This window comes from Pseudomonas sp. P7779, assembly GCF_013386315.1.
In the GTDB taxonomy this organism is placed as follows: Bacteria; Pseudomonadota; Gammaproteobacteria; order Pseudomonadales; family Pseudomonadaceae; genus Aquipseudomonas.
Map to the genome: position 1 here is coordinate 179,859 of NZ_JACARZ010000005.1, position 18,990 is coordinate 198,848.

20 protein-coding genes are annotated in these 18,990 nt (G+C 62.1%); 7 read left to right on the plus strand and 13 right to left on the minus strand.

Features of this window, described 5'->3' with window-relative positions; translation table 11 throughout:
* The first annotated feature begins 23 nt into the window (after nucleotides 1–23).
* The gene (elbB, locus tag HX869_RS02460; protein WP_003214018.1) at nucleotides 24–689 is read left to right on the plus strand and encodes an isoprenoid biosynthesis glyoxalase ElbB; all 666 of its coding nucleotides are present in this window, start codon (nucleotides 24–26) and stop codon (nucleotides 687–689) included.
* Here elbB and HX869_RS02465 read toward each other — a convergent pair.
* Both HX869_RS02465 and HX869_RS02470 read right to left on the minus strand, forming a co-directional pair.
* A complete protein-coding gene (locus HX869_RS02465) occupies nucleotides 686–1,138 on the minus strand; it encodes a YaiI/YqxD family protein (protein WP_003214020.1) in 453 nt (150 codons plus the stop codon). The two genes, elbB and HX869_RS02465, sit on opposite strands and share 4 nt — an antisense overlap.
* A 2-nt stretch (nucleotides 1,139–1,140) precedes the next feature.
* Complete coding sequence (locus HX869_RS02470) at nucleotides 1,141–3,036, minus strand: cytochrome c/FTR1 family iron permease (protein WP_178902703.1); 1,896 nt, start codon at nucleotides 3,034–3,036, stop codon at nucleotides 1,141–1,143.
* Nucleotides 3,037–3,343: 307 nt separating this feature from the next.
* Here HX869_RS02470 and HX869_RS02475 point away from each other — a divergent pair, with 307 nt between their 5' ends.
* Genes HX869_RS02475 through HX869_RS02490 form a run of 4 tightly spaced genes read left to right on the plus strand, consistent with a single transcriptional unit; the run spans nucleotide 3,344 to nucleotide 6,493 of the window.
* Nucleotides 3,344–4,741 carry a COG3014 family protein gene (locus tag HX869_RS02475; RefSeq protein WP_003214023.1) on the plus strand — a complete coding sequence of 466 codons (1,398 nt, stop codon included), beginning with the start codon at nucleotides 3,344–3,346 and terminating at the stop codon, nucleotides 4,739–4,741.
* A 10-nt stretch (nucleotides 4,742–4,751) separates the two neighbouring features.
* Entirely contained in the window at nucleotides 4,752–5,123 is a 372-nt protein-coding gene (locus HX869_RS02480; protein WP_106575804.1) for a YcfL family protein, read from the plus strand.
* 35 nt (nucleotides 5,124–5,158) lie between these two features.
* Nucleotides 5,159–5,746 carry a penicillin-binding protein activator LpoB gene (gene lpoB, locus HX869_RS02485; RefSeq protein WP_003214026.1) on the plus strand — a complete coding sequence of 196 codons (588 nt, stop codon included), beginning with the start codon at nucleotides 5,159–5,161 and terminating at the stop codon, nucleotides 5,744–5,746.
* A gap of 3 nt (nucleotides 5,747–5,749) precedes the next feature.
* On the plus strand, nucleotides 5,750–6,493 hold the full coding sequence (locus HX869_RS02490) for a penicillin-binding protein activator LpoB (RefSeq protein WP_087693297.1): 744 nt from the start codon (nucleotides 5,750–5,752) through the stop codon (nucleotides 6,491–6,493).
* Between the two features lie 141 nt (nucleotides 6,494–6,634).
* Here the strand turns inward: HX869_RS02490 and HX869_RS02495 are convergent, their stop codons facing one another.
* From HX869_RS02495 to HX869_RS02505, 3 genes are all read right to left on the minus strand, one after another.
* Nucleotides 6,635–7,267 carry a LysE family transporter gene (locus HX869_RS02495; protein ID WP_008439306.1) on the minus strand — a complete coding sequence of 211 codons (633 nt, stop codon included), beginning with the start codon at nucleotides 7,265–7,267 and terminating at the stop codon, nucleotides 6,635–6,637.
* A 189-nt stretch (nucleotides 7,268–7,456) separates the two neighbouring features.
* The gene (locus HX869_RS02500) at nucleotides 7,457–8,020 is read right to left on the minus strand and encodes a mechanosensitive ion channel family protein (protein WP_008439307.1); all 564 of its coding nucleotides are present in this window, start codon (nucleotides 8,018–8,020) and stop codon (nucleotides 7,457–7,459) included.
* Nucleotides 8,020–9,930 carry an ATP-binding cassette domain-containing protein gene (locus tag HX869_RS02505; RefSeq protein ID WP_003208841.1) on the minus strand — a complete coding sequence of 637 codons (1,911 nt, stop codon included), beginning with the start codon at nucleotides 9,928–9,930 and terminating at the stop codon, nucleotides 8,020–8,022. Before HX869_RS02505 ends, HX869_RS02500 begins: the two co-directional genes overlap by 1 nt.
* Before the next feature lie 50 nt (nucleotides 9,931–9,980).
* Here HX869_RS02505 and HX869_RS02510 point away from each other — a divergent pair, with 50 nt between their 5' ends.
* Nucleotides 9,981–10,442 (plus strand): TIGR02444 family protein, encoded by a 462-nt coding sequence (locus HX869_RS02510; RefSeq protein WP_178902704.1) that lies wholly within the window; start codon nucleotides 9,981–9,983, stop codon nucleotides 10,440–10,442.
* Here the strand turns inward: HX869_RS02510 and HX869_RS02515 are convergent.
* A complete protein-coding gene (locus HX869_RS02515) occupies nucleotides 10,439–11,641 on the minus strand; it encodes an AlgP family protein (RefSeq protein ID WP_178902705.1) in 1,203 nt (400 codons plus the stop codon). The two genes, HX869_RS02510 and HX869_RS02515, sit on opposite strands and share 4 nt — an antisense overlap.
* A gap of 192 nt (nucleotides 11,642–11,833) precedes the next feature.
* On the opposite strand from HX869_RS02515, the gene HX869_RS02520 reads away from it, so the two are divergent.
* Entirely contained in the window at nucleotides 11,834–12,499 is a 666-nt protein-coding gene (locus HX869_RS02520; protein ID WP_008439319.1) for an FKBP-type peptidyl-prolyl cis-trans isomerase, read from the plus strand.
* A 53-nt stretch (nucleotides 12,500–12,552) separates the two neighbouring features.
* On the opposite strand, the gene rsd is transcribed toward HX869_RS02520, so the two are convergent.
* The 7 genes from rsd to HX869_RS02550 form a co-directional block, all read right to left on the minus strand.
* Nucleotides 12,553–13,011, minus strand: coding sequence for a sigma D regulator (gene rsd, locus HX869_RS02525; RefSeq protein WP_102604072.1), 459 nt, complete (start codon nucleotides 13,009–13,011; stop codon nucleotides 12,553–12,555).
* A gap of 206 nt (nucleotides 13,012–13,217) precedes the next feature.
* On the minus strand, nucleotides 13,218–13,739 hold the full coding sequence (locus HX869_RS02530; RefSeq protein WP_102604071.1) for a disulfide bond formation protein B: 522 nt from the start codon (nucleotides 13,737–13,739) through the stop codon (nucleotides 13,218–13,220).
* Nucleotides 13,740–13,976: 237 nt separating this feature from the next.
* Entirely contained in the window at nucleotides 13,977–15,218 is a 1,242-nt protein-coding gene (locus HX869_RS02535; protein WP_177116596.1) for a heme biosynthesis protein HemY, read from the minus strand.
* Between the two features lie 5 nt (nucleotides 15,219–15,223).
* On the minus strand, nucleotides 15,224–16,342 hold the full coding sequence (locus HX869_RS31480) for a uroporphyrinogen-III C-methyltransferase (protein WP_003208826.1): 1,119 nt from the start codon (nucleotides 16,340–16,342) through the stop codon (nucleotides 15,224–15,226).
* 18 nt (nucleotides 16,343–16,360) lie between these two features.
* Complete coding sequence (locus HX869_RS31485; RefSeq protein WP_372865038.1) at nucleotides 16,361–17,128, minus strand: uroporphyrinogen-III synthase; 768 nt, start codon at nucleotides 17,126–17,128, stop codon at nucleotides 16,361–16,363.
* Nucleotides 17,125–18,066 (minus strand): hydroxymethylbilane synthase, encoded by a 942-nt coding sequence (gene hemC, locus HX869_RS02545; RefSeq protein ID WP_008439333.1) that lies wholly within the window; start codon nucleotides 18,064–18,066, stop codon nucleotides 17,125–17,127. The genes HX869_RS31485 and hemC overlap by 4 nt, the downstream gene beginning before the upstream one ends.
* Before the next feature lie 138 nt (nucleotides 18,067–18,204).
* The gene (locus tag HX869_RS02550; RefSeq protein ID WP_003208820.1) at nucleotides 18,205–18,951 is read right to left on the minus strand and encodes a LytTR family DNA-binding domain-containing protein; all 747 of its coding nucleotides are present in this window, start codon (nucleotides 18,949–18,951) and stop codon (nucleotides 18,205–18,207) included.
* Between the last annotated feature and the right edge of the window lie 39 nt (nucleotides 18,952–18,990).

Genomic DNA, 18,990 nt, shown 5'->3' on the forward strand with positions numbered 1-18,990 from the left:
GCCATGAATCAGGAGAAATGCCCATGAGCAAAAAGATTGCAGTGATCCTTTCCGGCTGTGGCGTGTACGACGGTGCCGAGGTTCATGAAAGCGTGATCACCCTGCTGCGCCTGGACCAGCGCGGCGCCGAGGTGCAGTGTTTTGCGCCGAACATTGCCCAGTTGCATGTGATCAACCACCTGACGGGCGAGGAGATGCCCGAGTCGCGCAATGTGCTGGTGGAGTCGGCGCGTATTGCCCGTGGCGAGGTGAAGGACATTCGTGAGGCCAACGCCGAGGATTTCGATGCACTGATCGTGCCCGGGGGGTTTGGCGCGGCGAAGAACCTGTCGAACTTTGCCGTGGAAGGCGCCGGGTGCAGCGTCAACCCGCAGGTGCTGGAACTGGCCGAGGCGTTTGCCGAAGCGGGCAAGCCCGTCGGGCTGATCTGCATCTCGCCGGCGCTGGCAGCGAAGATCTATGGCCCAGGCGTGACCTGCACCATCGGCAATGACGCCGACACCGCAGCCGCCATGGACAAGATGGGCGCCACCCACCAGGAATGCGCGGTCGACGACATCGTCGAAGACAAGGCGCGCAAGCTGGTGAGTACCCCGGCCTACATGCTGGGCAAACGCATCAGCGAAGTGGCGTCAGGCATCAACAAGCTGGTGGACCGGGTGCTGGAACTCACCCACGAGAACGATTAGGCCTTCATCAGCCGGGTCAGAATCCGATCCAGCGAATTGGCAAACGCCTGCTTGTCCTTGTCCCCATGGGGCGGCGGGCCACCGCCCATCTGCCCCTGCTCCCGCAGATCGGTGAACAGGTTACGCACCGCCAGCCGCTCGCTCATGTTCTGCGGGCTGAACTCCTTGCCTCGTGGGTCGAGCGCAGCCACGCCATTCTTCACCAAGCGGTCGGCCAACGGCACATCGCTGCAGATCACCAGGTCACCGGGCACGGCGTGCTCCACCAGGTAGTCATCGGCCGCGTCCGGGCCGCTGGGCACCACGATCAACTTCACGCACGAGAAGCTCGGCTTGATCTGGCTCTGCCCGGCCACCAGCACCACTTCGAACTGGCGCTTGAGGGCGAACTTCACCACCTGATCCTTGGCCGCCCGGGGGCAGGCGTCTGCATCGATCCACACGCGCATGGTTAAGCCACCACCCGGCGCTTTTCAGCGAGCCGGCTGCGACCGTACAGCACCACAATCGCCAGGATCGCCACAGCCTGGGCGCTCAGGGAATAGGCATCGGCGTGAATGCCCAGCCAGTCGAAGTCAAAGAACGCGACCGGCCGGGTGCCGAAGATCCCGGCTTCCTGCAACGCCTTGACGCCATGCCCGGCGAATACCACCGACAGCGCGCACAGCAACGCCGCGTTTATGCCGAAGAACAGCGCCAGCGGCAGTTTCGCCGAGCCCCGCAGAATCACCCAGGCCAGGCCCACCAACAGCACCAGCGCCGTGGCGCCACCGGCCAATACCGCGTTGTGCCCGGCAGGGCCGGCCTGCAACCACAGGGTTTCGTAGAACAGGATCACTTCGAACAGCTCGCGGTACACCGAGAAGAACGCCAGCATCGCAAAACCGAAGCGCCCGCCACCGCCTACCAGGCTGCTCTTGATGTAGTCCTGCCAGGCGGCCGCGTGACGGCGGTCGTGCATCCACACCCCGAGCCACAGCACCATCACGCTGGCAAACAGCGCCGTGCAGCCTTCCAGCAACTCGCGCTGGGCGCCGCTGACGTCGATCACATAAGCCGCCAACGCCCACGTCGCCAAGCCGGCCAACAGCGCCAGGCCCCAGCCGACGTTGACGCTGCGCACCGCCGATTGCTGGCCGGTGTTACGCAGGAACGCGAGAATCGCCGCCAACACCAGGATCGCTTCCAGGCCTTCGCGCAGCAGGATCAGCAAACCGGAGATGTAGCTCAGGGACCAGCTCAAGCCATCGCTGCCCAGCAGGCCGGCGGACTCGGTGAGCTTGCCCTTGGCCACATCCAGGCGCTGCTGCACTTGCTCGATCGGCAAGCCGTCCTGCAATGATTGCCGGTAGGCCATCAGGGCCTTTTCGGTGTCCTTGCGCACGTTGGCATCAACGTTATCGAGGGAGCTTTCAACCAGCTCGAAACCTTCCAGGTAGGCGGCTACCGACAGGTCGTAGGCCTGCTCGTGCTCGCCATTGCGGAACGCGGCGAGGCTTTTGTCGAGGGTGGCCGCGGTGTAATCAAGCAACTGCGCCGGGCCACGCTTGACCTGCGGCGGTTGGGCGCGCTGGGCGCGGAAGGTGGCAACTGCGCCGGGACCTTCGGCAGCCAGCACTTCGTTGGGGGTCTGGCGCGCGAGGTCGGCGAGGTTGAAGGACTTTTCACTGTTCGCGGCAGCCGGGTCGGCGGTGAAGCCGGCGATATAGGTCGCCAGGTCCCAGCGCTGGCGGTCGTCCAGTTGATCGGCAAACGACGGCATGTCGGTGCCTTCCACGCCCAGACCCAGGGTGTTGTAGATCGCGTAGAGGCTCAAGCGATCGAGGCGTGCAGCGTCCCGCAGGTTGGCGGGCGGCGGCGTCATGCCCACGCTTGCGGGGCCATCGCCGGCGCCTGTGGCGCCGTGGCACACCGAGCAGTTCTGCGCGTACAGCGGCGCACCGCGCGTCGGATCGGGGGTAATGGCCGGGGCCTGGCTGACTTCATAGGCCACTGCCAACTTGGCGCCCAATTGCCGGGCCTGGTGCGCAACCACCACGCCGTCCTGATGGGCCGTTACGGCGGCCAGCAGTTCATCCACGCCTTTGATCAGTTCGGCGCGCTCGGGCTTTTCCGGTAGATCGGTCACCAGCCCCTGCAACACCCCGAGAAACTCTACCTGTTCACGGTATTCGGAATCATCGATAACCTTGCCCGCCTCCACTGTCGGGGGGTAGTCCGCACCGATGTAGTCCAGTAAATGCAGGGCTTGGGGCGCGCCCTCGGCAGTTGCAGCCAGCAGGTTGAAACTGCACGACATCAACGCCGGCAGCACCAGCCAGGCAAGAAAACGGAAGGGGGCAATCATGAATGGATCTCAAATGGAAATACGAAGTAACACATTGTCAAACCTTACGGGGTTTGACTCAAGGCGTTAGTGATTCGGGGAAAGGGATAACGACACTGAGGTAGTGGCATCCGAGCTAAAAATCGGATCCAAAAGGCCATTGTTTTGCCAGTAATGCAGCTTATAATGCCGCGCCTTAGTTATTTCGAAATGGCATTTCAGCTCCTCTTTTTATGAGGAATTGGCTGGATCGCAACGCGTTCCTGCCATTGGTGATTCGGCCCGACCAGCACATTCGGCCGATTACGTTCAGGGAAGAAGCTCTTCGATGGCATCTCGCGCCTTTACCTCGCTCGCGCTCGCGGCAGTGACCTTGCTGTCCGGTTGTTCGATGTTTCGCAGCTACGACACCGAGCTGCAAGCCACCAATCAGCAGTTGGCCACCGGCAACGTCGACGCCGCGCTGACGCTGCTTGAGAAGAACAACACCGGCGACGACAAGGACCTTCTTTACTACTTCGAAAAGGGTGAGTTGCTGCGCGCCAAGGGCGACCTGACCGGCAGCCAGGTCGCCTGGCGCAGCGCCGACCTGCAAGTCTACAAGTGGGAAGAGTCGGTCAAGTTCGACACCGACAAGTACCTCGCGCAGTTCGGCGCCTTCCTGGTCAATGACAAGGTCCGCCGCTACGAAGGCTACGACTACGAAAAGGTCATGCTGACCACCCAGATGGCCCTGAACCTGCTGGCGCTGAATGACTTCGACGGTGCCCGCACCGAGATCAAGAAGACCCACGAACGCGAAGCGGTGATTGCCGACCTGCGGGACAAGGAATACCTCAAGAGCGAAAACGAGGCCGAGCGCCAGGGCATCGCGACCCAGTTCAAGGACCTGCGCGGCTACCCGGTGGAGAGCCTCAACGCCCCTGAAGTGGTAGGCCTGAAGAACAGCTACCAGAGCGCGTTCAGCCACTACCTGGCCGGCTTCGTCTACGAAGCCCTGGGCGAAAAAGACCTGGCCGCACCGGGTTATCGCAAGGCCGCCGAACTGCGCCCCAACACACCGCTGCTGGAACAGGCCCTGCTCGACCTGGACAAATCCAAGGTCGGTGCGGACGAGACTGACGTGCTGATCGTGGTGCAAAGCGGCCTGGCGCCGGCCCGCGACTCGATTCGCCTGCCGTTGCCGATCCCCATCGACGGCCACCTGGTGATCACGCCACTGTCGTTCCCGGTGATCAAGCCCGACACCTCGACCGCGCCCTTCGCGCAGATCGGTGTCGACGGCCGGCAACAGAACCTCACTGCCCTCAACAGCACCACCGCCATGTCCCGCCGCGCCCTGCGGGATGACATGCCGGGGATCATCCTGCGCACCACCGTGCGCGCCGTCACTCGCGGCATCACCCAGAACAACCTGAACAAGACCAACCCGATGGCGGGCCTGGTACTTGGTATTGCCTCGGCCGTCACCGAAGGCGCCGACACCCGCACCTGGCGCACCCTGCCGGACATGACCCAGGTGACACGCCTGCGCCTCAAGCACGGCGAGCACCAGGTCAGCCTGCCCAACGCCCTGGGCGGCACGCTGGTGACGGTCAAGGCCGATCAGCGCTACCAGGTGATCACCCTGCGCGTGGTCGGCAACCAGGTCTTCGCCGGCGGTCTTGCAGCCCACGTGGTGCAGAACAATCCGCCCCAGGCCGTCGCCACTCTCAAACAACCTTAAGGAGCACGCTATGCGTCATTTCATCCTCGGCGCCCTGGCGCTGGTCCTGCTGGCCGGTTGCGCCACCCCGCCACCGCCGGAACCCGGAAGCGCCGCGAGCAAGATCGTGGTGATGGGCACGTTCAAGGGCATCGCCGTCGGCGCCATCCGGGTCGCCCGGGAAAACGGCTTCCTGACCGCCAAGGTGCAGTTGAGCAACATCACCAGCAGCAACCAGATGATGTATTACCGCTTCGCGTGGCTGGGTGCCGACGGTTTCCCGGTGGGTGATGAAGAGACCTGGAAGGTGCTGAACCTCTACGCAAACCAGGCGACCTTCCTGCCGGCCATCGCCAACCTGCCCCAGGCTGCCGACTTCCGCCTTGAAGTGAAGACGCCTTGATCCACCCACTCATTCAGTTTCAGAGAGACATCCCCATGTTTGCACGCTTCTCGTTCCTCGCCGTGGTGGCCGTCCTGGCCAGCGGCTGCGCCAACACCTCGCCAGTCCTGGGCGGTAAAAACATCAGCTACGGCGACAGCAAGGCCGTGGAACTGGTGACCAACGAGTTCGGCTCCACCGACCTGCAGATGATCGCCGAAAGCATGACCCGCTCCCTGGCCCAGTCCGGCATCCTGCAAGGCCGCCCGGTGGTGCAGGTGTATGACGTGAAGAACAAGACCAGCGAGTACATCGATACCCGCGAGATCACCACGTCGATCAAGACCCAGCTGATGAAGACCGGCACCGCCCGCTTCGCCAGCGACAACACTGACATGCAAAGCCAGGTCGACCAGCTGAAGCTGCAGAACCAGAGCGGCCTGTACAAGAAGTCGACCGTCAGCAAGACCGGCAACATGGTCGCCGCCAAGTACCGCCTGGAAGGCTCCATCAGCTCCATCGTCAAGCGCAGCTCGGACTACAAGGACGTGTTCTACAAGTTCAGCCTGCAACTGGTCGACGTCGAAAGCGGCCTGGCCGAATGGATGGACGAAAAAGAAATCCGCAAGACCACGGAGCGCTAAGCAATGCGTGCATGGATCGGCATGATCGGCCTGCTGTGCGCCTTTGGCGCCTCGGCCGCACCGAAGATCGCGGTAACCGACCTGGCCTACGAGGCTCGCGTGGAGGAGTACATCCACCAGGTCGCGGCCAGCAATAATTTCCAGGCCAGCGCCTACAACGCCAGCGGCGCCTCGAGCTACAGCGAATACGAAAGTCGTACCAGCTACATCGAGCAGACTGAGCTGCGCAAGTTCAGCGGCGACATCAAGGGGGAAATCCTCAAGTCGCGGCAGTTCCAGCTGGTGCAGGGCACGCCTTACACCGCGGACGCCAAGGGCGATGTGTATGACGTGATCAAGCGGATCAAGGCCGGTAACTTCAAGGGTGCGGACTACGTGCTGTTCGGCACCTTGTCGGACATCGACTTCACCCAGGACATCAACGCGCTGGACCACACCAACAGCTACTCGGCGGTGCTGGGCCTGACGCTGGTGGCGGATTTCAGCCTGATCAACACCCGCACCTTTGAGATCACCTCGGCGTTTACCGCCATGGGCGAAGGCCAGGACACCAAGCTGGTGAACAACCGTGACGTGCGCGTGAGCCTGAACCGGCCTCGCGTGGTGCGGGAAGTGTCGAAGGCGTTGGGCGAGGATGTGGCGCGGCAGTTGGCCGAACAACTCGGCGGTGGTTATCAGGAAGCACCTGGACAGCCTGCATTGCGCAATAACCTGCCACGGGATGAAGCGCCGAAGATCCTGCGCTGAACGAAAATCCCGCTACCGACATAAAACCAATGTGGGAGCGGGCTTGCTCGCGAATGCGGTGGATCAGTCAATACATCTGGTGACTGACACTGCGCATTCGCGAGCAAGCCCGCTCCCACATTTTTGATCCGGTTTCGTCAGTTAAGCCGTTGCGCGATGCAAGCTGGCCAGGAACCCCGCCGCCCCAACGAACAAGCCAGCAAACGTACGGTTCATGCGTTTCTGCTGCTTCGGTGTGCGCAACAGGCGCAACACTTTCGACGCCAGCCCGGTGTAGCCGGCCATCACGATCATGTCCACGCAGATCATGGTCGCGCCCAGGATCAGGTATTGGTTCAGCAGCGGCGCCTGCGGGTTCACGAACTGCGGCAGCACCGCCAGCATGAACACCAGGGCCTTGGGGTTGCTGGCGTTGACCAGGAACCCGCGGAACATCATCGCCATCGGCTTGCCGATCGGGCGAATCGCCCCGTCATCGCTCAGGTCGGTTGGCAGCGCGCGCCATTGCTTGATGGCCAGGTACACCAGGTACGCTACGCCAAACCATTTGATCGCATAAAACGCGGTGGAGGATGCGGCAAGAATCGCCCCCAGGCCGCCAGCGACCACGGCGATTTGCATCGCCAGGCCCAGTTGCAGGCCCAGGGCGTTCCAGTAACCGCGCAGGAAACCGTATTGCAGGCCGCTGGACATCGACGCAATGGCACCGGCGCCAGGGGAAAGACTGATGATCCAACTGGCCAGGAAAAAGGCCAGCCATGTGTCGAGCGCCATTACACACCTCAGAGCTTAGTTTGCTGAATGTTTCTAAACTAACGCTGCCGGCTGAGAAATGGCTAGAAAAATTTTGGGGTGCGCCTTTGTGGCGAGGGGGCTTGCTGTGGCGAGGGANNCGCACTCCAGCGGGAGCAAGCTCCCTCGCCACAGCAAGCTCCCTCGCCACGGCAGCTCCCTCGCCACAGGTTAAGGCAGCACGTCGCTGCCGCGCCAACGGCGCACCGAGCGCTGGAAGAACAGGCTGTTGGGCACTTGCACCATGACACTGCCGGTACCGGCCTCTTCCACTTCGATCAGCGTAGTGTAGAGCAGGTTGATCGCCACCACCCGGCCTTTGACGCCGGGCTTGTCGACGGTGTCCACCAACTCGACCACATCGCCCAGGCGGAACGGCCCGACGGTGAAGATCAGGATGGCGCACAGCAGGTTGGACAACACCGACCACATGGCGAAGAACGCCACCGCGGCCACCGCCACAAAACCCGACAACGCCGTCCACAACACCGTGGCAGAGACGCCCAGGCGCTCCAGCACGAAGATCAGCGCGCTGCCCATGATCAGCCAGCGCAGGCCGCCGCGCAGCGGCATCAGCAACTGCGGCGGGAACGGATAACGTTCCCCCAGGCGGTTCAGGCATTTGGCGACGAAACGCTGGGCGAGATAGCCGGCCAGCAGGATCAGCAGAATCTGTACGGCCACCCAGATCGGCGCGATCCATTGGGCCGGCAGCGGCAGTTGCAGCGCTTCCATCAGGACAGCGCCTCCAGCTCCGCTTGCAAGGATTCCAGCAGTTCGAGGGCTTCCATCCAGGTCTCCTCCAACTGCGCTTCACGTACCTTGAGCTTGGCCTGTTCGGCCAGCAGGTCGCGCAATTCATCCTTGCGGGCCGGCTCGTAGACGGCGCTGTCACCCAGGCTGGTTTCGATCTTCGCCAGCTTCTCGTGGATCTTGCCCAATTCGGCTTCCAGCTTGTCCGCTTCACGCTTGTGCGGGGCCAGTTGCTGACGCAATGCAGCCGCGGCCTGGCGCTGGGCCTTCTTGTCGGTCTTGTCCGGGTTGACCGGCGTGTTGCTGACCGGCGCGTTGCGCAGGCGGTAGTCCGACAGCCAACGGGCATAGTCTTCCAGGTCGCCGTCGAATTCCTCGACCTTGCCGTCAGCCACCAGCAGGAAGTTATCCGTGGTGCTCTTGAGCAGGTGGCGATCGTGAGACACCACCAGTACCGCGCCGCTGAATTCCTGCAGGGCCATGGTCAACGCCAGGCGCATTTCCAGGTCGAGGTGGTTGGTCGGTTCGTCGAGCAGCAACAGGTTTGGCCGGTCCCAGGCGATCAGGGCCAGGGCCAGGCGGGCCTTTTCGCCACCGGAGAAATTCAGCACCGGCTCGTCAATGCGCGCACCACGGAAGTCGAAACCACCGAGGAAGTCCCGCAGGGTCTGTTCGCGTTCGGTCGGCGCCAGGCGCTGCAGGTGCAGCAGCGGGCTGGCCTTGGCGTCGAGGGAGTCCAGCTGGTGCTGGGCGAAGTAGCCCACCACCAGGTTCTCACCGCGCACCAGGCGGCCGGCCAAAGGCTGCAATTCGCCCGAGAGGTTTTTGATCAAGGTCGACTTGCCCGCGCCGTTGGGGCCGAGCAGGCCGATCCGCGCGCCAGGGGTGAGCTGCAACTTGACCTTCTCGAGGATGGTCTTGTCGCCATAGCCCAGGCGGGCATCGGAAAGGTCCAGCAGCGGGCTGGAGATTTTCACCGATTCGCGGAACACAAAGTCGAACGGTGAATCGACGTGGGCCGCCGACAGTTCTTCCATGCGCTCCAGGGCCTTGATCCGGCTCTGGGCCTGACGGGCCTTGGTGGCCTGGGCCTTGAACCGGGCGATGTAGCTTTCCATGTGCGCGCGCTGCGCCTGCTGCTTCTCGTAGGCCTGCTGTTGCTGGGCCAGGCGTTCGGCACGGGCGCGTTCGAAGGCGCTGTAGCCGCCGCGGTACAGGGTGATTTTCTTCTGGTCGACGTGGGCAATGTTGTCCACCACGGCGTCGAGGAAATCCCGGTCGTGGGAAATCAGCAGCAAGGTGCCCGGGTAGCTTTTCAGGAAGTCTTCCAGCCACAGGATCGCATCGAGGTCCAGGTGGTTGGTCGGTTCATCGAGCAGCAACAAGTCCGAGGGGCACATCAGCGCCTGGGCCAGGTTCAGGCGCATGCGCCAGCCACCGGAGAAGTCGGCGACCGGGCGGTCCATCTGTTCGTTGGTAAAGCCAAGGCCGGCAAGCATCTTGCGCGCACGCGCGTCGGCGGTGTAGCCGTCGGCGCTGTCCAGTTCCGAGTGCAGGCGGGCCTGTGCGGCGCCGTCCTGGGCTTTCTCGGCCTCGGCGAGGTCGTGTTGCACCTGGCGCAGGCGCAGGTCGCCATCAAGCACGTAGTCGATCGCAATGCGGTCGAGGGTGTCGATCTCCTGGCGCATATGGGCGATGCGCCAGTCGGCCGGCAGCAGACAATCCCCGGAGTCGGGAGTCAGCTCACCCAGCAGCAAGGCGAACAACGTGGATTTGCCGGCGCCGTTGGCACCGATCAGGCCGGCTTTGTGACCGGCGTGCAGGGTCAGCTCGGCGTCTTCGAGAAGACGTTGCGGGCCACGCTGTAATGTTAGGCTTTGAAGTCGGATCATAATGGCGGCGGAGTCTACCAGCTTCGTTGGCCGCTGGCTTGGGTGTGAATATGTGCGCTGACCTGTGGAGCTTTGCCCTCTCGACTTACGCCCGCCCGGGCGTCGAGGACGCGTGCCTGCGCTTGCAGGCGCAAGGGGCTGATGTGTGCCTGGTGTTGTGCGGGTTGTGGCTGGAGCAGCGGGGTGTGGCGCCGGAAACGTCGCGCTTGCAGGCACTGCGGCAGATCGCCGGGCCGTGGCAGGCGGAGGTGGTAGGGCCGCTGCGGCAAGTACGCACGCAATGGCGGGCCATGGCGCAGCAGGATGCTGAGCTGGGAGCGTTACGGGAGCGGGTCAAGGCTTTGGAATTGGATGCAGAAAGGCTGCTGCTATCACGCCTGGAAGGTGTGGCGCAGCATTGGCCGATGGCCGAGGTGAATCATCAAGCATGGGTTGAAGGACTGGCGGCCGAAGCCGCCAACCTTGACCACGACGCGCTGCATCAACTGCGCGCCGCGGTTACCGGCACTTAGGAAGCGCTGGTTGGGGTGACGCTTGGCGCTGCCGGTGCAGGCGTGCTGCTGGCCGGAGCGGTTGGCGCTGTGGTGCTGGCAGCAGGTGCAGCCGGGGTCGCAGGCTTCGCAGCTGGAGTAGCTGGTTTGGCTGGTGCTGGTTTGGCAGCAGCAGGTTTGGCGGCCGGCTTGGCAGCTGGTTTTGCTGCAGCAGGTTTAGCGGCCGGCTTGGCAGCTGGTTTTGCAGCAGCAGGTTTAGCGGCTGGCTTCGCAGCTGGTTTTGCAGCAGCTGGTTTAGTGGCTGGCTTCGCAGCTGGTTTTGCAGCAGCAGTTTTAGCAGCTGGCTTCGCGGCAGGTTTTGCAGCAGCAGGTTTAGCGGCTGGTTTCGCAGCTGGTTTCGCAGCAGCGGTTTTAGCAGCTGGCTTCGCGGCTGGTTTCGCAGCAGCAGGTTTAGCGGCTGCCTTGGTAGCTGGTTTCGCAGCAGCAGTTTTAGCAGCTGGCTTCGCGGCTGGTTTCGCAGCAGCAGTTTTAGCGGCTGGCTTGGTAGCTGGTTTCGCAGCAGCAGTTTTAGCAGCTGGCTTCGCGGCTGGTTTCGCAGCAGCAGTTTTAGCCGCTGGCTTGGCAGCTGGTTTCGCAGCAGCAGTTTTAGCGGCTGGCTTGGCAGCTGGTTTTGCAGCAGCAGTTTTAGCCGCCGGTTTGGCAGCCGATTTAGCCGGTGCTTTTGCTGCAGGCTTGGCCGCAGCTTTTGCAGGTGCCTTGGCAGCGACGGCCTTGCTGGCTGGTTTTTTCGCCGCGCTGGCTGCAACAGCTTTAGCCGGAGCACGGGTGCTCAGCACTTTGCCTACAGCTTCCTTCACACGACCAACACCCTGGGCCAATTTCAGGCTCTCGGAAGCATCACGCTTGAGTTGGGAAATGTAGGTGCGGGTTTCGGATTGACGATCCTTGAGGGCGTCGAGCAAGTCCTCAAGTTCTTTGACGGCGTCCTTGGCCTTGGCTTGTGCCTTGGCTTTGCCAGCGGTCGCTGCGCCTTGCAGTTTGGTGCGGGATTTGTGCAGTTTTTCCTGAGCCTTGCCGCGTTGTTTTTCAAGCTTGGCGAGCAACTTCTCAGCATCAGCCAAGGCTTGTGAACAGGCGCTTTCCAAATGTTCGAGCAGGCTGCCCGAAAGTTGTTGGAGCAAATGCAACGGGGTATTTACAGGCTTCTGTTTGGCCGACATGGTTTACCTCCTGGCTGACGTGGGTGCGGCTCATACTAGCCCTCTGCTCTTACCGCCGCTAGGGCATGTTGACAGTATCGATTGGCTTGCGTTGCACCGCACGAAAATTCTTATTGATATAACGAAAATCCACGCCACTTTTTAAGCATTCACACTGGCATAATCCATCGCACTTTCGGCTGGAGAACGCCCATGTCGCGTTACCTTTTTTTAGTGTTGAGCGTGGTGCTTTGCGTGGCCAACGCAAGCGAGAAATCCCCCTCCAAAGATGACCACGACCTGGCCTACAGCCTGGGCGCGAGCCTGGGTGAGCGCCTGCGCCAGGAGATGCCTGGGTTGCAGGTAGAGGCGCTGATCGACGGACTCAAACAGGCCTATCAAGGTAAGCCACTGGCCCTGGACGACACACGCATCGAACAGATCCTTGCCCAGCACGAAGCACAAAACGCGCCGGACAATCGAGCACCACAAAGTGAAAAGGCACTCGCTGCCGAGCAACAATTTTTAGCCAGTGAGAAATCCAAAAGTGGTGTGCGTGAATTGGCAGACGGCATCCTGCTGACCGAACTGACCCCTGGCAGCGGGAAGAAACCGGCGGCCGATGATCGCGTGCAAGTGAATTATGTTGGGCGGTTACCCGACGGGACCGTCTTCGACAAGAGCACACAACCTCAGTGGTTTCGCCTGGACAGTGTGATCAGTGGCTGGCGCAGTGCGTTGCAACAGATGCCGGTGGGCGCGAAGTGGCGCTTGGTGATTCCATCCGACCAAGCCTATGGCGCTGATGGCGCAGGCGAACTGATCCCGCCTTATACGCCGCTGGTATTCGAGATCGAATTGCTCAAGGCGGGCGCCTGAGCCCAAACGAAAAACGGTGCGCAATGCGCACCGTTTTCTTGTGCCGGGGGGAGTCAGGCCTTAGCCGTCAACTCTTCCTTGTGAGCGTTGTGCAGCACTTCGATCAGGCAATCTTCCAGCTCGAAACGCTCGTGAAGCAAACCACCCAGCTCTTTGAATTTTTCTGCAACGCACTGGCCGGCATCACACAGGTCGTTGAACGCCAGCAGCTTCTCGGTGATGACATCGATGCGCGGGTAAATCGTCTCCGCCAAATCGAGGCCACGTTGATCGTCGAAAGCCTCGGCCTCTTTGGTCAACTGCTCGTAGACACCGAAGTGCCCCGCCGATACGTAGTCCACCAATACGCCGCAGAATTCCTGCAACGGCTTGCGGTTCTCGCTGAGCGCTTCGGGCTTGGCACCGAGAGCATCAAAGGCCCGAACCAGTTCGTGACGCGCTTTCAACCAACCATCGATCAGTTTGTGCACCCCACCCCAGCGTTCCTGAGCATTCTGACAACTTTCCAGCATGATGATCTCTCTTCCCTATAGGGGCGCCGCACGCTGCCCGCGCAACACTTCAAGGTTAAAGCGGCAACCGGGCAAAGGTGCATCGAACAGTCTGTTTCAATAACGCGTGCGGGCCAGATTATGCCCGCACGACTATGTCATCAAGGTACGCAGGAGAGAAAGTTCATACAAGTGTTTAATCCCTTCCTACAACCTGCGGTTACCTGTCAGTGCCGTGCAAGGCCAAAACGCTGGCTCAGCAGCAACCGCGAGAACTGCGCGATGCCAAGGATCAGCATCGCTACGAAGAACAGCAGGCTCCACTCGGGAATACTCAAGTCGAACAGCGTCCAGTTGATTTCCACGCAGTCGACGGTGCCCTTGAAGATCAAGGCCAACGTCTCTCTCAGCGACAGGTTCTCGATCATGGATTGAAGGCCGGGCCAACAGGCAGGCAACTGTTCCGGCGGCGTATTTTGCAGCAGCACCTGGCGTACGGCGGTAATGGCGCCCAGCACTGCACACCCCATGCTCGCCGCCCAATACAGGTAGATCCCGGACCGCTTCGGCCCATGAATCGCCGCCACGAGATTGATCAGCGTGAAGGCAGCCACAAGAATTCGTTGCACCTGGCACAGGAAACAAGGCCGCAAAAACGCGGCGTATTCCAGGTAAAAGGACGCGCCCAGCGTCAGCGCACCAGCCAGGAACGCCAGGAGGAACAGGGAGCGTGAGGGGGCCAAAGACATTGTTTATCCGCAACGCAAGAGATAGGTAGTTACGGTAGAGGAAAGACCTTACCCCTTTCAATACGCGCCAGAGCAGACGATTCCGCGAGAGCGTAGGGATATCCCGTCAGAAGGCGAGCGATTAAACGCGCGTCTACGTAGGAGTTTACTACAAGCCGTATTGACTACAGCTATTGGGCGTTATTGAAGGGTTGGCCACCAGACAATTCTGAGGCAACCCTTACTATGTTTCCTACTTCAAACCCGTGCCGGCACCGGCAACGGTGACGCCAGCAAACGCTTGTCCAGCAAGCCCAGGCCTTCCTGGAACAACTGGTTGCTGCGCTCGGTGTCGCCCAACTGCGCCAGCAGGCGTGCCAGCTCGGCGCAGGCCTCAGGGTTGCGCTGCACCTGCAGGCTGCTTTCAAGGTAATCCCGCGCCTTACCCCACAAGCTGTTTTGCAGGCACAGGCGCCCCAGGGTCAGCAGCAGGCTGGCATCGCCTGGATGGTCCTTGAGCCAGCCTTCGGCGAACTTCAACTGCTTCGCCGGATCGCTGCCACGCAGCAGCCCGTAGAGCCGGATCAGATGACTGTCGTACTCGCGCTTGAGGGCACCGCGCAGCACTTCTTCGGCCTTGGCGTCCGCGCCCAACTGGCGCAGTTGTTCGGCGTACGCCAGCACCAGTTGCGGCTCCTGGCGCTGGGCCGAAGTCAGTTGTTGCCAGGCCAGCTCCAAGGATTGCTGCCCGGCCTCGCCCTGCTCTTCGCGCTGGGCAGCCAGGGTCAGGTTCTCGCCCCAGGCGCGTCGCTCCAGGTCGGCCAACTCGGCAGGCGGCAACACCTTGTCCTTGCGCAACTCCGGCAACAGCCGGATTACCGAAGACCAATCGCCACGCTGTTGATACAGCCGCTGCAGTTGGCGCAATACCTGGACGTTATGCGGATGACGCTCATGCATGGCCTGCAGGGTGACCAGGGCGCCATCGGTGTCACCGCGGTCCATCTGCAACTGCGCATGGCTCAAGGCTACCGCCAGTTCGGCCTGGGGCTGGCGCTCAAGCGCGCGTTCCAGCAGGCCATCCGCTTCCTCATAACGGCCCTGTTCGTTGGCCGCACGGGCGGCGCCGAGGTAGTAGAGCAATGGCTGGCGTTCGGCTTCGGCCGCACGGTGCAAGTGACGCTCGGCACTGGCCCAGCGCCCTTCGGCGAGGTCCATCTGGCCCTGCTCGATGGCAACCTGGACCCGACGGCTGCGGTTGCGCCGCGACCACGGATTGACCACGCCACCCGAGGTCAGCACCAGGCCCACCAGCACCCTGGCCAAATAGATCACCAGGCCGATGGCAAACAACGCCACCAGCGTCGACCACAGCCCGGACTCGTAATGCAGCACATGGGGATAGGTAATCAGCACGTAGCCGGTATGTTTCGAAATGCCCACGGCCAGTGCCAGGGCGATCGCAATCGCCAGCACCAGGATCACATAGAAGCGCTTCATCGGCTTTACTCCTGGGTCGCCGGCTTGCCAGCGGAAGCCTTGGCTTCCTCGGCAGACAGGTGGCGACGGTCAAGGTAAGCCTGCACGGCAGCCAGGCTCGCGGCCAGGTCCGGCGTGACCACCGAGACGGCCTTGGGCTCAAGCTCGGCAATACGGGCCAGCATGGCTTTGCTTTGCGGGTTGTCTTGATTGAAGTTGTCCTGCAACACGCTGCGAGCCTCGCCCAGGGATCGGCTGTACACCGCCGGCTCGCCGTTGAGCGCCGCCCATTGCGCCTGCTCCAGCGCAAGGCTCAGGGCCAGGCGCACCTGGTTCAGGCCTTGCCCTGCCAGGAGCGGGCGAATGTTGTCATCAGGATTGAAGTCGATGCGGAAATACCGCGAGATCTGCGCCCACCACTGACTCCAACGGCTGTCCGTGTCGGTGGTCGGACGCCCATCATTGGCCGCTTCAGGGAGTTGGTATTCCGGCGCGATGGCCGCCAACTGCACGACCTGATCGCGCAATGCCGCCAGTTGCAGGTACAGCCCGGTACGGTCGGGCTGTTCGATATTGCGCAACGCGGCGAGGCTCTTGGCCAACTGCTCACGGGCGGCGTAGGAGCCAGGGTCACTTTGTTCGCGGAGGATTTCGTCAGCGCCCTGGACCAGTGCCTGGGCACTGTTGATGTCCTGCAAGGCGGAAAGACGCAGGCTGGCCAGGCGGATCAAGTGCTCGGCCTCGGCCAGGCGCCAGTCCTGGCGGCTGGCCCCCAGCACGGTTTCCAGGCGCTGGCTCAGGCGTTGTTGATCACCCTGCAATTGCGCCACCAGCCGGCGACGCTCTTCCAGCTCATCGGCGCCGGGCAGTTGCCCCAGACGGGCCGACAGCTGCTGCTGGCTCTGCTTGAGGCTCTGGGATTGGTCGTCCAGGGTTTGCACTTGGCCCAGCTGTTGCTGGCTGCTCGCCTGCAGTGCGCGGACCTGCCAGATCCCCCAGCCACCGGCGGCAACGCCGGCGGCGCCGAGCAACAAGGCCACGATGGCCAGGCCGTTGCCACGGCGCGGGGCGGTGGTGACCGGTGTCTCAACAGGCGCATCAAGCGCGGGCTGAGCTTCATCTTTAGGCAAGGCTGTTTCGCTCACGTATCCATCCTTTGCGTATTAGAGAGTGGGAACGGAAACACTCCGTAACGCCACTAACAAAGCCGCGGCACTGGCGCCACGACAATCCACAACTTCTTGCGCGCCAGCGGCACGCGCCATCTCGGCGACTCGCGGGCTGGGCACGAACAACGGCAGCTGTGCCACCTGGGGCCAATCTGTACCGGCCAGCGCTTGCAGGTGTAAAAAACCCTGCCCACTGCTGACCACCACGCCGTTCAAGCGTTCCACGTTTATGCGCTGGGTCAGCGTTGCATGGTCGTAGTCCGGCAGGAAACGGCGATACAACTCCAGATAGTCGACACTAGCACCTTGCTCGCGTAAACGCTCAGCCAGCAGCTCTCGCCCGCCCTCGCCCCGCAGGATCAGCACCCGGGCGCAGGGCTTCGAGATAGCCTCGCGCAAGGCGACCAGTTCAAGCAAGGCTTCACTGTCGTCGCCGTCGTGGGGATAACTGACATCAAGGCCATGCTCGGCCAACACCTGCGCCGTAGCAGCGCCGACACTGAACCACGGTAACGCCGGCGGTTGCGGCCAGTGTTGAGCCAACAACTGCAAGCCCAGGCGCGCGGCCGGCTTGCTCACCACGATCACCGCGCAATAGCGGTCCAGCTCGCGAAAAACAGTCTGTTGTTCAGGCGTGACAGGCAGCGCTTCAACCTCCAGCAACGGCAGGCTGCTGCTGAAAACACCTTCTTCGGATAACGTCGCCGCCAGGGCCGCCGACTCCTCGGCAGGCCGCGTCAGCAGCACACGCCATTGCATCACTGCGGCCCGGCCTCGCCGTACACCGCTTGCAGAATGGCACCGGCGCCTTTTTCCAGCAGTTCCTCGGCGACCTTGATACCCAGGCTGGTGGCCTCGCTTTGCGGCCCGCGAATCTCTGCGGTGAGCAACAACCCACCACTCGGGTCGCCCACCAGGCCACGCAGCCAGAGGTTCTCGCCCTCAAGCACGGCGTAACAAGCGATCGGTACCTGGCAGCCACCATTGAGGTGCTTGTTCAGGGCACGTTCGGCGGTGACGCGAATTTCGGTGTCCTGGTGATCCAGCGGCTTGAGCAGCGCATGAATTTCGCTGTCGGCGGTGCGGCATTCAATGCCCACAGCGCCCTGCCCGCCGGCCGGCAAGCTGTCTTCGACGCTGATGGCCGAGGTGATGCGGTCTTCAAAGCCCAAGCGGATCAAGCCGGCTGCCGCGAGAATGATCGCGTCATATTCACCGGCGTCGAGCTTGGCCAGGCGAGTATTGACGTTGCCCCGCAGGAAGCGGATTTGCAGGTCCGGGCGGCGGGTCAGCAACTGCGCCTGGCGACGCAGGCTGGAGGTGCCGACGACGCTGCCCAGCGGCAGCTCATCCAGGGAGGCGTAGGTATTGGAAACGAAGGCATCGCGGGGGTCTTCGCGCTCGCAGATGCAAAAAAGGCCCAGGCCTTCGGGGAAGTCCATGGGCACATCTTTCATAGAATGCACGGCGATGTCGGCTTCGTTCTCCAGCAGAGCGGTTTCCAGTTCCTTGACGAACAGGCCCTTGCCGCCGATTTTCGACAATGGCGAATCAAGCAGCTTGTCGCCGCGACTGACCATGGGCACCAGGGACACCTTCAGGCCAGGATGAGCCTGCTCAAGGCGTGCTTTGACGTATTCGGCCTGCCATAAGGCCAGGGCGCTTTTACGGGTGGCGATGCGGATTTCGCGAGAGGACATGGATCAATCCGTACTGAATAGATACGGCAGATAATAACAGCTCAGGCAAATGCGCTTTGATTTGAATCAGCAAGTGCGGGGCCTCCCTGGCCGCGTCGCACCGGGATATGGGCGGTGAAGCTCGCGTCAGCCCTCGGGCTAAAGCTGCTGCATCATCTTGCGCACACCGGCGACATGGCGCCGGCTGACGATCAACGCGTCACCGTTGAGGCCCTTCAGGAACAGCTGAAAATGCCCAAGCGGCGTGCGCTGCAGGCGCTCGATGCGCTCCCGTGCCACCAGCGCATTGCGGTGGATGCGCACAAAGCGGTCGCCAAATTCGTCTTCCAGCGCCTTGAGTGGCTCATCGAGCAGCACTTCACCAGCCTCGTGACGCAAGGTCACGTACTTGTGATCGGCGATGAAGTAGACCACCTGGTCCAGAGGAATCAACTCGATGCCCTTGCGGGTACGGGCGCTGATATGGCTGCGTGGCCCATTGCCGCCCTGGGCTGCGGGCTGGGTCAAGGCTGCCAGTTGGACACGATTGGGACGCTCGGCCTTTTTCAAGGCGCGAAGCAACGCATCGGCATTGATCGGCTTGACCAGGAAACTGGCGCCACTGGCATCCAGGGCCTCGGAAGAGAACTCATCCTGGGAGGCGCACAGCACCACCGAAGGCGGCGATTCTCGCTCGCTCAGGCGGGCAGCCACCTGCAAGCCATCAAGGCCCGGCATGCGGATGTCGAGCAACACGACGTCCGGCTTGAGGCTGTCAATAAGGGCCAAGGCTTCCTCGCCACTGGTGGCGCTCGGCTCAAGGACATTGTAACCCTCGAGTTCACTGACCAAACGGCTCAGTCGCTCGCGGGCTTGGGGTTCGTCATCAACGATCAGGACATTCATATTGCGCTGGATTCCTGCGTGAGTCTCGCACAAGGATAG

Coding starts and splice junctions, on each gene's coding strand:
- elbB (WP_003214018.1), top strand. CDS start 24: ATGAGCAAAAAGATTGCAGTGATCCTTTCCGGCTGTGGCGTGTACGAC.
- HX869_RS02465 (WP_003214020.1), bottom strand. CDS start 1,138: ATGCGCGTGTGGATCGATGCAGACGCCTGCCCCCGGGCGGCCAAGGAT.
- HX869_RS02470 (WP_178902703.1), bottom strand. CDS start 3,036: ATGATTGCCCCCTTCCGTTTTCTTGCCTGGCTGGTGCTGCCGGCGTTG.
- HX869_RS02475 (WP_003214023.1), top strand. CDS start 3,344: ATGGCATCTCGCGCCTTTACCTCGCTCGCGCTCGCGGCAGTGACCTTG.
- HX869_RS02480 (WP_106575804.1), top strand. CDS start 4,752: ATGCGTCATTTCATCCTCGGCGCCCTGGCGCTGGTCCTGCTGGCCGGT.
- lpoB (WP_003214026.1), top strand. CDS start 5,159: ATGTTTGCACGCTTCTCGTTCCTCGCCGTGGTGGCCGTCCTGGCCAGC.
- HX869_RS02490 (WP_087693297.1), top strand. CDS start 5,750: ATGCGTGCATGGATCGGCATGATCGGCCTGCTGTGCGCCTTTGGCGCC.
- HX869_RS02495 (WP_008439306.1), bottom strand. CDS start 7,267: ATGGCGCTCGACACATGGCTGGCCTTTTTCCTGGCCAGTTGGATCATC.
- HX869_RS02500 (WP_008439307.1), bottom strand. CDS start 8,020: ATGGAAGCGCTGCAACTGCCGCTGCCGGCCCAATGGATCGCGCCGATC.
- HX869_RS02505 (WP_003208841.1), bottom strand. CDS start 9,930: ATGATCCGACTTCAAAGCCTAACATTACAGCGTGGCCCGCAACGTCTT.
- HX869_RS02510 (WP_178902704.1), top strand. CDS start 9,981: ATGTGCGCTGACCTGTGGAGCTTTGCCCTCTCGACTTACGCCCGCCCG.
- HX869_RS02515 (WP_178902705.1), bottom strand. CDS start 11,641: ATGTCGGCCAAACAGAAGCCTGTAAATACCCCGTTGCATTTGCTCCAA.
- HX869_RS02520 (WP_008439319.1), top strand. CDS start 11,834: ATGTCGCGTTACCTTTTTTTAGTGTTGAGCGTGGTGCTTTGCGTGGCC.
- rsd (WP_102604072.1), bottom strand. CDS start 13,011: ATGCTGGAAAGTTGTCAGAATGCTCAGGAACGCTGGGGTGGGGTGCAC.
- HX869_RS02530 (WP_102604071.1), bottom strand. CDS start 13,739: ATGTCTTTGGCCCCCTCACGCTCCCTGTTCCTCCTGGCGTTCCTGGCT.
- HX869_RS02535 (WP_177116596.1), bottom strand. CDS start 15,218: ATGAAGCGCTTCTATGTGATCCTGGTGCTGGCGATTGCGATCGCCCTG.
- hemC (WP_008439333.1), bottom strand. CDS start 18,066: ATGTCCTCTCGCGAAATCCGCATCGCCACCCGTAAAAGCGCCCTGGCC.
- HX869_RS02550 (WP_003208820.1), bottom strand. CDS start 18,951: ATGAATGTCCTGATCGTTGATGACGAACCCCAAGCCCGCGAGCGACTG.